General features: G+C 42.0%; 8 protein-coding genes. 4 read left to right on the plus strand and 4 right to left on the minus strand.

The genetic code is table 11. The annotated features are described in order from the left end of the window. Nucleotides 1-764: 764 nt before the first annotated feature. The 3 genes from CDG76_RS31050 (at nucleotide 765) to CDG76_RS31060 (ending at nucleotide 7,138) form a co-directional block, all read left to right on the plus strand. A complete protein-coding gene (locus CDG76_RS31050; protein WP_223265460.1) occupies nucleotides 765-4,217 on the plus strand; it encodes a PAS domain S-box protein in 3,453 nt (1,150 codons plus the stop codon). Between the two features lie 592 nt (nucleotides 4,218-4,809). Beyond that, entirely contained in the window at nucleotides 4,810-5,532 is a 723-nt protein-coding gene (locus CDG76_RS31055) for a cyclase family protein (protein WP_094352682.1), read from the plus strand. A 109-nt stretch (nucleotides 5,533-5,641) separates the two neighbouring features. After that, nucleotides 5,642-7,138 carry an aldehyde dehydrogenase family protein gene (locus CDG76_RS31060; RefSeq protein ID WP_094352683.1) on the plus strand — a complete coding sequence of 499 codons (1,497 nt, stop codon included), beginning with the start codon at nucleotides 5,642-5,644 and terminating at the stop codon, nucleotides 7,136-7,138. A gap of 116 nt (nucleotides 7,139-7,254) precedes the next feature. Here CDG76_RS31060 and CDG76_RS31065 read toward each other — a convergent pair whose 3' ends face one another. Further along, complete coding sequence (locus tag CDG76_RS31065; protein ID WP_094352734.1) at nucleotides 7,255-7,959, minus strand: Uma2 family endonuclease; 705 nt, start codon at nucleotides 7,957-7,959, stop codon at nucleotides 7,255-7,257. 323 nt (nucleotides 7,960-8,282) lie between these two features. Between CDG76_RS31065 and CDG76_RS31070 the strand changes: the two genes are divergently transcribed. Then, nucleotides 8,283-8,522, plus strand: a complete 240-nt coding sequence (locus CDG76_RS31070; RefSeq protein ID WP_094352684.1) for a hypothetical protein — start codon at nucleotides 8,283-8,285, stop codon at nucleotides 8,520-8,522. Between the two features lie 65 nt (nucleotides 8,523-8,587). Here the strand turns inward: CDG76_RS31070 and CDG76_RS31075 are convergent, their stop codons facing one another. The 3 genes from CDG76_RS31075 to CDG76_RS31085 all read right to left on the minus strand — a co-directional run bounded on the left by CDG76_RS31075 (nucleotide 8,588) and on the right by CDG76_RS31085 (nucleotide 12,824). After that, entirely contained in the window at nucleotides 8,588-8,929 is a 342-nt protein-coding gene (locus CDG76_RS31075; protein ID WP_094352685.1) for a XisI protein, read from the minus strand. Further along, entirely contained in the window at nucleotides 8,917-9,333 is a 417-nt protein-coding gene (locus CDG76_RS31080) for a XisH family protein (RefSeq protein WP_094352686.1), read from the minus strand. The genes CDG76_RS31075 and CDG76_RS31080 overlap by 13 nt, the downstream gene beginning before the upstream one ends. Nucleotides 9,334-9,713: 380 nt before the next feature. Continuing rightward, on the minus strand, nucleotides 9,714-12,824 hold the full coding sequence (locus CDG76_RS31085) for an nSTAND1 domain-containing NTPase (protein ID WP_094352687.1): 3,111 nt from the start codon (nucleotides 12,822-12,824) through the stop codon (nucleotides 9,714-9,716). Nucleotides 12,825-12,891 lie beyond the last annotated feature (67 nt).

A 12,891-nucleotide genomic window follows, 5' to 3' on the forward strand; every position in this document is an offset into this window, starting at 1 on the left:
CATACTTTTCTACAAGATGCTGCGCGTACCCCACGAGGAAGCAAGCTACATGTAGTGTCTCGTAGAGAGACGGTTCGTCATCACCTAGATCGATCGTCACTCAGATAGGATTGCTATATAAGGCATTTTGACTAGTCAAGACAATTTTAAAAAATTGGGTTTTGTTGAGAACAATAAAAAACAATACATTCATCATTATCCCAAATTACAAATAAATAGGGTTGGTTTTTATACCCCTAATTTAATCTAATCTACTGATACAGATGTAGATTTCAAAGTTTTTATACTCCCTTATTTTAAGCAAGATATATCCATCAGCCAGATTTTAATTCATGCTGAATTCTTCTTGATAAAAAATCAATATTTATTTTGGATGAAATTCTTGATTATTGTGAATTTCTTATAAAGATGTAAATGCCTTGCAGAAAATCATATAGTTTTCGTAAAGCTAAATCAGGTTTTTGAGGAATGCAATTACATAGCTAAGATGAATTTCTCAGTGACTTCAAAAAGAAACAAAGTCAAACAAGATCTCTGACATATATATAGTTTAAATTTCACACAAAGTGCTGAAGTTAATCTTAATGATAACTTCAGCATTTTTTCAATTTATTTACAGTAAAAGAGGAATTGCTGCATATATAAAAATAAATAAAGTATTAAGATCGGTAGCAGGTTGGCATAAACAAGATTATATCCATGTATTAAGAAATTGTATTTTCAGCATATTACCTTAATAATTTAGGCAGAGCAGGCAGGCAAAAGTGTTTTCTAAAAAGGTGCAGAGCTACGTTAAACAAATCATAGTTGAAGAAGAAATACAACAGGATGAAAAAGTATTCTGCCAGCAGGCAGATATTGCTCCTCTGATGATTTGGATGTCTGGATATAATGCACTTTACTGTTACTTCAATTCTAATTGGCTGAAATTTACTGGAACACATCTCACAAAAGCCGCGTCTGCATCTGCGCTAGAAGAGGAAATAGGCAATATTTGGACTGGCAGCGTCCATCCAGAAGATAGACAGCGATGCGAAGATATATACCTGAGAGCATTTGCGACGTATGAATCCTTCCAGAGGCAATATCGTCTGCGTAGTGCTAGTGGCGAATATCGCTGGATTTTAGATACAGCCGCGCCACGATTTGCGGCAGATGGTAGCTTTGTTGGTTACATCGGTTATTGTATCGATCTAACAGGAGTGCCGATAGGGATCAGCCAACCTTCCCTAACAGAAAGCTACTCGCTATCGACAAATTCTTCTCGTCGCCTACGTAAAATTACAGATAGAGAACGGGCGACAGAATTAGCAAAAGCATTAGAGCAACTGCAAACTGAAATTCGCAAACGCCAAGCAGTTGAAGCACAGTTACGCCAAAAAACATCAGAATTTGCCGCGATTTTGCAAGTACTTCCTGATTCCTACTTTCGTCTTGATGCTGATGGAAGTATTCTGGATTACAAGCAAGGGTTGATGGAGAGTCTGTATATTCCACCAGAAGATTGTCAGGGTAAGAGTTTGCGCGAATGCTTACCGACTGCTGTAGGCGATCGCTTCCATCAAGCAATAACTCAAGTACTGGAAACTCAATATGAAGTCAGTTTTGAATATACCTTACCGTTACCGGAAAAAAATAATAATTTTGAAGCTAGATTATTACCATTACCAGACCGACAAATTATAGTTCTTATCCGCGACACCAGCAACAACATCCAAGCAGCCTTAATAGAAAGTGATGCCAAGTTCCGCAGCATTGTAGAAAATGCCAACAACGTTATTTTTGCGCTGACACTTGAAGGGATATTTTCTTACGTTTCTCCTAACTGGACTGAGATTTTTGGGCATGAGGTTGCAGAGGTTGAAGGCAAATCCTTTATTCCCTTTATACATCCTGACGATGTGCATATCTGTGTCGATTATTTTCAAAGAATTTTGACAACAGGCGAAAAACAAAAAGCAATTGAATATCGAGTCCAATACAAAAATGGTAGTTGGCGATGGCATACAAGCAACTCATCTGCGATTAAAGATGCTAATGGCAATGTTTTGTACTTTGTTGGTATTTGCTATGACACCACCGACCGTAAAGAAGCAGAAGTAGCTCTAGCAGAACGAGCGCGTTTAGCAAATTTTCGTGCCGATGTAGACGCAGCATTGACTCAGAGTGACAGTTTACAGAATATGATGCGCCGCTGCACTGACGCCTTAGTTGAACATCTTGATGCAGCCTTTGCTCGCATCTGGACGCTAAACGAACAAGACAACGTATTGGAGTTGCAAGTCAGTTCTGGGATGTACACCCATGTCAATGGGCCCCATAAATGTGTGCCAATCGGTCAATTCAAAATTGGTTTGATTGCCGAAGAAGGCAAACCCCACTTAACTAACTCTGTGCAGACAGATCCCCGCATTGCTAACAAAGAGTGGGCACAGCGAGAGGGTATGGTCGCCTTTGCTGGCTATCCCTTGATTGTTGAAGATGAAACTGTAGGGGTGATAGCCATGTTTGCCCGCCAAACAGTTACAGAATCAACTTTCAAAGCATTGGAATTTGCCGCTCAAGAGATTGCCATTGGCATCAAGCGCAAACAAGTAGAAATTGCACTCAGAGAAAGCGCCCAGCGAGAAGCACTACTGAATCGTCTTTCTAGTCAAATTCGAGCTTCTTTGGATCTCAATCACATTGTGGAAACCGCAGTACAGGAGATTCATAACTTATTCGAGATCGATCGCTGCGTCTTCTTTTGGTATCGGCAAGATGCTGATGTACCATACTGGGAAAAAGTCTATGAGGTGAAAAATTCCTTTTTACCCTGTCTGCTTAACGACCAAGAAGCAACTCATGCCGAAATCAAATTAATCGCAGCCAAAACCTTGAACGGAGAAATCATCCGCATTGATGATACTGAGACTGTGGGCGATTCCATAGCACAGCAATTTTTGCAGGATTTTGGTTTTACTGCCTTTATGGCGCTGCCTGTACACACTCAATCTGGTGAAATTGGTGCATTTAGCTGTGGTTATTGTAGTGGCTTTCGCCCTTGGCTAAACAACGAAGTAGAATTACTACAAGCAGTTACAGTTCAACTAGCGATCGCTATTGACCAAGCTAAACTTTACACCCAAAGTCGCATCACTGCCCAAACTGCCCAAGACAAAGCCCAGCAACTAGAAGCAGCACTGCTAGAACTTCAACAAACTCAAGCGCAACTGATTCAAACTGAAAAAATGTCCAGTTTAGGACAATTGGTTGCAGGTATTGCCCACGAAATCAATAATCCCGTCAATTTCATCTACGGCAATATTAGCCACGCCAGTGAATATACTAAGGATTTGCTGCACTTAGTAGAACTTTATCAACAGAGTTACTACCCACCAACACCAGAGATTGATCGACAAATAAATAACATTGATTTAGACTTTCTCCGGCAAGATTTACCCAAAATCTTGGAGTCTATGAAAATGGGAGCCGAACGCATTCGGCAGATTGTCCTATCTTTACGCAATTTTTCTCGTCTTGATGAAGACGGTACAAAAGCAGTAGATATTCATCAAGGTATGGATAGCACCTTGCTGTTGTTGCAAAATCGCCTAAAAGCCAAACCAGGACATCCCGAAATCCAAGTAATCCGAGACTACGGCAACCTACCACCAGTAGTGTGTCACGCTGGACAGATGAATCAGGTGTTTATGAATCTGTTGACAAATGCGATCGATGTTTTAGAAGAGTCATTTGTCACTTGTACTGAGCGTAGTCGTTGGCGCAGCCTCTCGGAGAGAAGTATTTGTCATACCCTGCGGGAAGACAAAGCGCCTATGTCATTAGTAAACAACACTGAACAAAGGACAAATGAACGGCAGTTGCTTCTCCTGTCCGAGACGCTGCGCGAACAAGCCGGGAAACCCGTCCAACGCAATGCCTCCCAAGGAGAAATGACTTTTCCGCAGATTCGCATTCGCAGCCTCATTCAAGAAGACCATGTAATCATTAGAATTGCTGACAATGGCCCAGGCATGACTAAGGAAGTACGCAAACGCATATTTGACCCCTTCTTCACTACAAAACCTGTGGGTAAGGGCACAGGTATGGGATTATCAATTAGCTACCAAATTATAGTCCAAAAACACGGTGGAAAAATCCAGTGTATTTCAGCACCAGGAGAAGGTGCCGAGTTTGTTGTGATGATTCCACTAAAGCAAGAACCCTCAACGTAGATATCACACAATAGAGATATGAGTGAAAAAATGTAGAACCGTAGCACTGCTACATCTCTACAGGGGTTCTGGATAATATCATGTCCGCTTGATTGCTTATTAAACCCGAAGAACCCCACCCCCGCCAAAGCTACGCTTTCTCTCCCCTCCCCGCTCTTCGGGAGGGGATTAAGGGGAGCCAGCGCGGTCTTCTCTACGAGACGCTGCGCGATGGGGGTTTCCCCCATGAGCGACTGGCGTGTGGGGTGCAATAACTGTAGTTAGCATAACTAATTATGCGGACATGATATAACGCATATTTAATTTCTGGAGATATCTAACCTTAATCTAAGCTTAATCAAAAATTAACCTAATAGTTGTTAACTAAGATCAACTCACTTTTTGCTGCAACATTTGAACCCCCTCAATAACCTAAAATTTACAGGAATTGGGGGGATTATCTCTTTTAGTATAAGGAATTAGGTTTTCAAAACGTTGCAATGGTAGTACTATCTTTGCGTAGGCATAGCCCAACCCAGGCGATGTACACAACGAACTGAACCTACGCACCTTATAAAAAAATCCCTGAGTACAAATCAGATAGAAGGCTGGGATGATACAACCCCAAAGTCAAAATAGTATCACCTACACACGCGTTATCCACCTAAGTCATGTAATTGACATAGATATTCCTCAATGGTCTGGAGATCCCACAGTAGAATTTGAGACTGTGGCTGAACTAAATAATGATGGTTATTACCTGCGGCGTTTCTCCTTGGGGGAACATAGCGCTACCCATATCAATGCTCCTAACAGTTTTCATAGTTCTGCTTTGGGAATTGACCAATACCCAGCCCAGTCTTTGGTTATACCAGCGGTGGTCATAAATATTTGCCAAGCCACAGCGGATAATTCTGATTATGCCCTGACTATTGCTGATGTTTTGGCTTGGGAAGAAGAACACGGTGAAATTTCTCCTGGCTGCGTAGTTTTACTGAATACTGGTTGGCAAAAAAAGTGGTTGGATAAAAGTGCATTCCTCAATCATGATGCTCAAGGGATTCCACACTTTCCCGGATTTGGAAGCGATGCCACTCAATTTTTACTCGATGAACGGCAAATCGCTGGGGTAGGAATTGATACTCATGGTGTAGACCCCGGACAGGATAACAGTTTTACGATTAACCGCCTAGTTTTAGAACAACCGCGCATTGTATTAGAGAATCTGACAAATTTGGATCAACTGCCACCTAAAGGTACTACTCTAGCGATCGCACCTCTAAGATTACGTGGTGGTTCTGGTTCTCCTGTTGGAGTATTGGCGTTAGTGCCTTAACTTTTATATCGATATTTACTTATCGCGCCAATTTCCTAAACTTGAGGATAACCTAGAAAGCAAGCAAACTTAATACACAAGTTTCAGTGGATCATCGGAGATTTTCAAAATGACAACTCCGCTATCTTGCCGCAATTATATAGATGGCCAATGGTTGAGTGCTGGAGAGGAAGCAACCCTAGAAAGTCGCAACCCTGCCGACAAAACCGAAGTGGTGGCCACATTTCCCCGTTCCCAAGTTCAGGATGTAAATACAGCAGTAGCCGCCGCCCGTAAAGCCTACCGTAGTTGGCGCACAGTCCCAGCCCCAGCGAGGGCAGAATACATCTTTCGCGTTGGGGAAATATTACTTCAGCATAAAGAAGAACTTGCCCAGTTAATCAGTCGGGAAATGGGTAAACCTTTGACAGAAGCCAGGGGAGATGTGCAAGAAGGTATTGACTGCGCCTTTTACAGTGCTGGCGAAGGACGGCGACTATTTGGGCAAACGACACCCTCGGAAATGTCCAATAAATTCGCCATGACTGTGCGGATGCCCATCGGAGTCTGCGCCTTAATTACTCCCTGGAATTTCCCGGTGGCAATTCCTTGCTGGAAAGCTATGCCAGCCTTGGTGTGTGGCAATACAGTTATTCTCAAACCTGCCGAAGATACTTCCGCCTGTGCCACTAAATTGATTGAAATTTTTCAACAAGCAGGTTTACCACCAGGAGTAATTAACTTGGTGCATGGTTTGGGAGAAGAGGCGGGGAAAGCTTTAGTTGAGCATCCCAATGTAGATTTGGTATCGTTTACTGGTTCTTCAGAAACGGGTGCTTTTGTCGGCGCTACTTGTGGACGCACTCACAAGCGTGTCTGTTTGGAAATGGGTGGTAAAAACGCTCAAGTGGTAATGGAAGATGCCGATTTAGAACTTGCTCTCGATGGTGCAGTGTGGGGAGCATTTGGGACAACTGGGCAACGGTGTACGGCTACCAGTCGCTTGATTTTGCATCGTGATATCAAGGAAAAATTTACCGCTATGCTTTATGAGCGTACCAGTAAGTTACGCTTGGGTGCTGGCAGTGACTATGATACAGATATTGGCCCAATAGTCAATGAAAAGCAACTCCAACAGGTGAGGAAATATTTGGATATCGCTCGTGACGAAGGAGCAAAGGTTTTAATTGGTGGGGAAATTGCTAGTGAAGGCTCATTGAAAAACGGTTACTTTTTTCAACCAACTATTTTGGATGATGTAACTTCTGATATGCGAGTTGCTCGTGAAGAGATATTTGGGCCAGTAGTGGCATTAATTGAGGTTAGCTCCTTTGAGGATGCGATCGCAATTCTCAACGATAGCAATTATGGTCTTTCTTCTTCAGTTTACACCCGCGATATCAACCGGGCTTTTACTGCCATGCGCGACATCGAAGCAGGTATCACCTATATTAACGGCCCCACTATTGGCGCAGAGGTACACTTGCCCTTTGGTGGTGTGAAACAAACCGGTAACGGACACCGCGAAGCTGGAACTACTGCTTTGGATGTTTTCACAGAATGGAAAAGTGTCTACGTTGACTTCTCTGGAAGTTTGCAACGCGCTCAGATAGATAACCGCAGTTAATTCTCAATCACAGTTAACAAAACTTAGAAGGTAATAGGTTTTATCTGACTTGTGCAGGTATAAAACTCAGATAATGAACTACCTCTAGCTGTGCGAAAGTTTGAGCTAGGGGTAGTTCATAGTAAATTTGGGTCAATTCCTTGTTGTTGTAATCTGGCTAAAAGTTCTTGAAGCTGCTGCTGAGTTTGTTCTAGCTGTTGTTGCTGTTGTGCGTTTACCTCTTCTGGAGTTTGGTATCTGTTACCATCTTGGTCATACCAAAACAGCCATTCTCGTGTTCTTCCTTGATAAGTACCCTGTTCTCGTCCAATCCCTAAACCAATTTCTGGCATCCAAATTTTATCGCCGATTTGTAAAATATACTTACCTTCAACTAAGCGATAAACTTCTAAACGTTGACGCTTACGACGTAGCCGCGTTGGTGCATAAATGACGTAATATAAAATGCCTAATTGGGCATAATCTATTTTCTTTTGTTCATATTCACCATTGTAGGTTTGAGAAACCACTTCTAAAGCTAAAATGGGCGTAATCCCTTCTTCTTCCCAGAAAACGTAACTAGAACGTCCGTTTTCTCCAACAAAACGTTCAACACCTAAACTCAAAAACCCATCGGGGACTATAGCTGGTTGTAATGGTGTATAGTAAATTCCCATGTTGATACCGAAAAACCAGTCATCACGGGTTTGCCAAATCGAGGCTAAGATGGCTAACAATAAATTAGGAATTAATATTTGTAGTTCGTTATCCACAGGGGTATCATCAGAATCTGGTAATTCCGCCGATGAAGGTAGGCAGTCTAAGGGATTGTAGTTATACATAATACTTGGTGGTTGACAGTTATCAGTTAACACCATTTTTTCAGACTAGATGCAGAATTCCCGGAAGTGACTTCAGGGTTCTGCGATCGCTTAATTATAAAAACTTACTGCGAGCAAAGCAATCTTTGAAAAGAGCGATCGCTCTTTGATACCATTTTTTCAGATTAGATGCTCTAATAAGCCGCTTTCAGCCACGCTAGTACAGCAGAGCGTAAATAAGCCAACTATTTGGAATACCTGAAACGTTTTCACAATCTCCTAGACATTGCTTGCAGAAGTTTGGGAGAATCTAGAGGATATTCAGTCGCTAGCTTGAAATACCTATGACTAGTAAGGAAGAATTAAGAAGTGTTGCCTCAGAAATTCCATTATTTAATAATATTGAGCAAAAAGAAAGATTTTTGTTTGTGATCGGGGCGTTATTTTCGAGAGTTATTAGTTTGAAAAAAGCCGCAAAAATCATGGAAATTGAGCCTGATGTATTTCTTCAACTATTAGATTTAATGGGACTGGAATTTTCCTACTTGACTGAACAAGATATCGCTATAGAAAAGGATTGGTAGGGTGTGTGAAGGTTGTTTTTAACTCTTCTCCCTGTTAACGTAATAATTCCCAGAGAAAATAATCTTTAAACTGTCGCAAACTCAGTATATTTCCGCACTTCTGGAGGCTGAAAAGCCAAGACAATATCAATTGGAGGAACATTTAAACGCATTAACTCGGTTGCCATTCCTTCTTCAGTCAAATCTTCTTCAATGTAAATTTTTTCATTTTTAATGCGAATATATACAGAAATTCCTTTAACTCTTTTTCCTTGTTTCCAACCAATATTGAACCACAAATATTGACTTCTCTCATCATCAAACATTAACACTTCATCCACATCAAAAACAGAAACTTGTGAAGATATTCTTTGATACTCTGTTAAGATTTGCTTGATCAGATTTTGATATTGAGTTAACTTATCCATTTGACAATCTCCTGTTTATTCATATCAACAACTAATAGTGAGACTTGATACTTTTCCAAAATAAATTTAATTGCAACTTTTTGAAAGAAATCTTCATAAATTATTTCACCTATTGCCAAATATAATTGCTTTTCAGGATATTCCAGAGAAAGGAAAGCTTTATAAATGAGATACTGACCTAATGCAGTTTCCAAATCACGCATAGGAGAGCGACTCAGAAAACTTTTAATTTCAATAACAATTTGTTTTCCTTCTCTACTCGCGGCAATGGTTTTTTCACCAGCAAGGTCAGCAAACAGTTTAACTTCTTCATATTTAATCGGATAAGGATCGGCTGTAATTATCCAACCATCTTTAATTAAGGCATTTTTAACCGCATCATGGTATACATCTTTTGCTGGCATTTTCTCCCTGATATATAGACAAAGTAGCTATTGGGGTAGTTAATATAATTGTACTAAGGGCGGTTATGTTTGCGATAATTCATTCTTTGGAAGTCACTTAGCTATGAATTTCAGAGTTAAGCGATCGCTCTTGAACACCATTTTTTCAGACTAGATGCAGGGTTCGTCTTTGTTTGGTGCGATCGCTTAATTATAAAAACTTACTGCGAGCAAAGCAATCTTTGAGCGTTGCTCGCTATGACAAATAAATCTTTTTGTTTTGCCCATAGAGGCAAAGAAGACTGCAAAACAACTACTTTTAGTCGAATAATGATGTACAAAAAGTTTGCAAAAAGTTGAATCGCGGGATTGGGTAGAAGTAAAAACGCAACCCAAAGTATTCACTTAACCAATTTTGGTGGTAAACCGAGCTTGGCACGGAAATCCTCGTCGTATATTGCCTCCTCCCAACTTTTAGCAGATTTAACTTGCTCAGGAGTAAGGTTTCTGGCATAGCTGAGGTCGGCACTGCTAAGGTCGGCACTGCTGAGGTTGGCACTGCTGAGGTCGGCACTGCTGAGGTTGGTACTATTGAGGTTGGTACCATTGAGATTGGCATCAATGAGGTAGGCACTGCTGAGGTTAGCACTGCTGAGGTTGGCACTGCTGAGGTTAGTACCACTGAGGTAGGCACTGCTGAGGTTAGCACTGCTGAGGTTAGTACCACTGAGGTTGGCAGTGCTGAGGTTGGCAGTGCTGAGGTAGGCACTGCTGAGGTTGGCACTCTTGAGGTTGGCACTGCTGAGGTTGGCACTGCTGAGGTTGGCACTGCTGAGGTCGGCACTGCTGAGGTTGGTACTATTGAGGTTGGTACCATTGAGGTTGGCACTCTTGAGGTTGGCACTCTTGAGGTTGGCACTGCTGAGGTCGGCACCCCTGAGCTTGGCACTGGTGAGTTCTGCACCCCTGAGGTTGGCACTGCTGAGGTTGGCACTGGTGAGTTCTGCACCCCTGAGGTTGGCACTGGTGAGTTCTGCACCGCTGAGGTCAGCACGACTGAGGTCAGCACCCCTGAGGTCGGCACGACTGAGGTCAGCACCCCTGAGGTTGGCATCGCTGAGGTTGACACCGCTGAAAATGACACCTCTGAAGTTGGCATTGCTGAGGTCGGTACGGCTGAGGTTGGCACTGCTGAGGTCGGCGTTGCTGAAATCTTTTTTAGCTAGACTCTCACCAGCTAAGAGTAGTTTTTCAAGTGCTTGAATTCTTGCCTGACTATACTCCTTTCCTCTAGCAGCATCAACAGTTTGCCAAAGTTGGTTTATCCTAATCGATTTCTCAATAACTATGCCCACATATACCGATAAACCCAGCGGGATAATTAGGAAAAAAACAATTGACCGAAAGCGATTATTCCATCTTTGTCTGACACTTGCTTGAATAAACTCAATAGCTAAGTCCGATAATCTCAAGTTCTCAGTTTGTTGCTGCTGAAAATCTACTACCTCTCTTAAACGCTTCCCCTGAAAGAGATAATCCTTTACCCATCTCCTATCTCGCCATTCAATAGCTGCCGCTTCAATTTTCCGCTTTTGTCGCAGTATATCCCGACTTTCCTCAATCCATTTGCGTAATAGCAACCAATGGCGAATCAGTGCTTCATGTGCCACATCTACCACAGCAATTTGATTAGATAAGGTACTGGTGACAACTAGCTTCTCATCAGCTAACCGTTGAATTATTCTATTAATCACAAATTCTGGATGCTGTGAAGTAACTAAATCTCGTTGCACAACCTGTCTGCGGGTATCTTCTGTTCCTTCTCCCAACCGTGTCAATTCTAAAAAAATCCGCTTTGTTGCTTGCTGTTCCTCAAGTGATAATGACTCATAAACTTCTGTAGCGCGTGTTTGCAGGGTTCCCCTGACTCCACCTAGTTTGCTATAGGTAGTCAAGGTTAACCGTTCTTCAGTTCTTTGCTGCCATAGTTCTGTCAGCGTGTACTGCAATAACGGTAAACTACCCGGTGAATTTTCTACATCTGCAATCATTTGAGAAACTAATTCCGGTTCTACTGCTAAGTTAACTTGTTCAGCAGGTTTGAGAATTGCTGTTTCTAATTCCTCCCGATTCATCGGTATTACTGTTACTAAATGCTCTTGAATCTTCTTAGCTAGTCCGCCATACTCTTGTTCCATACATTTACCAAAAAAATCAGCCCGCATTGTGATTATTAAGCAGAGTTTATTGTCATCCCGTTGCAAAGCACCTAGCACACATTCAAAAAATTGCTGTCGTTTTGTAATGTCTTGACATTGAGTAAAAGCTTCCTCAAACTGGTCTATCACTAGCATTACGCGCTGAGTTTGTGCAGCAGTAATCAACTGTCCGAAACCAACTGCGCCTTTTGCAATTAATTCTTCTGCTTTCGCCAATTGTGATGCACGTTCAATATCTGATAATTCTGATTCTAGAAATGCCAGTGCTAAATTTTGTAAGGGATTAATGCCTGGTCGAAATATTTTTAACTGCCAAGTATCGCTATCTGATAACCTGCGTCCTAACTGTAATTGATAAAGTAAACCTGCTCTGACAACACTAGATTTACCACTTCCTGATGCTCCCAACACAGCCAGGAAATTACCCGATCGCACTTTTTCTAATAATTCGTCGGTTAATGCTGTTCTGCCATAAAATAATTTAGCATCTGCTTCTGTGCAATCAAAATAAGACAACCCTTTGTAAGGACAAATAGCTGATACCTGTACTGTGGAGTCAACAACAGAGGAATTCCATTTGCGGGTGAGATTAATTGCTTCACCAGAGTTGGCAAAAATTGGACGCTGGGGGAACGGGTGATGTTCTTGATTTAGCAAGTCTACTAAAGTGTAGTTACTCACCCAACGGTCTTGTTTTGGTTCTAAACCTTTCAGCAGTGCGGCGGTGAGAACGCTGTGTTGGCTGTTAATCTCTTCAAAAGCAACTTCAAAATCACGAGAAGCCGCAATAAAACACCTGTCTCTACCTTTACCCCGATCGCCTGGATCTGCTTCTGCAAAATTTAGCACTTCTCCGCTATAGCAGCAATCCAAAATCACAATTTGTTGTCTTACTTCACTTTCTTGCAGCAGTCGCCGCAGCCATTGCAAAGATAATCCCCAATTACCTGCATCAGGGTTGACTTCACTTGTCGCTAAAAAGCCTTCCTGAATTCCTAGATTTTTGCGCAACCCATGACCGGAAAAATACAATAGCGCTGTATCTGGCGGTTTCCCATCTGGCTTAAATAATTGGACGATCGCTCTTTCTAACTGAGTTAAACTAACTTTAGTTTGCTTACCAATGCGAATCGTCTCATTTTCCTTGTCTTTGACTGCTGGTAGCCGCGTTACCCGAAATTCACCATATTGTTGTAAGATTTGAGCGATTGCTTCACCATCGGCAGCTGGTGCGTTGAGACTCTTTAAGCGGTCATACGTATTAATTCCCACCACCAAAGCGTCTCGACTCATCCTGCAAAGCCCTATGATAGTTGTGCCGAATTATTTCCAGCTTCTACAAGAAATTTACCGCATTTTC

The sequence above is a fragment of the Nostoc sp. 'Peltigera membranacea cyanobiont' 210A genome (assembly GCF_002246015.1).
Classification (GTDB): domain Bacteria; phylum Cyanobacteriota; class Cyanobacteriia; order Cyanobacteriales; family Nostocaceae; genus Nostoc.

Bases quoted from the DNA above. Each gene is read 5' to 3' on its own strand.
- CDG76_RS31060 (WP_094352683.1), top strand. From the start codon at position 5,642: ATGACAACTCCGCTATCTTGCCGCAATTATATAGATGGCCAATGGTTG.
- CDG76_RS31055 (WP_094352682.1), top strand. From the start codon at position 4,810: ATGATACAACCCCAAAGTCAAAATAGTATCACCTACACACGCGTTATC.
- CDG76_RS31065 (WP_094352734.1), bottom strand. From the start codon at position 7,959: ATGTATAACTACAATCCCTTAGACTGCCTACCTTCATCGGCGGAATTA.
- CDG76_RS31070 (WP_094352684.1), top strand. From the start codon at position 8,283: ATGACTAGTAAGGAAGAATTAAGAAGTGTTGCCTCAGAAATTCCATTA.
- CDG76_RS31080 (WP_094352686.1), bottom strand. From the start codon at position 9,333: ATGCCAGCAAAAGATGTATACCATGATGCGGTTAAAAATGCCTTAATT.
- CDG76_RS31075 (WP_094352685.1), bottom strand. From the start codon at position 8,929: ATGGATAAGTTAACTCAATATCAAAATCTGATCAAGCAAATCTTAACA.
- CDG76_RS31085 (WP_094352687.1), bottom strand. From the start codon at position 12,824: ATGAGTCGAGACGCTTTGGTGGTGGGAATTAATACGTATGACCGCTTA.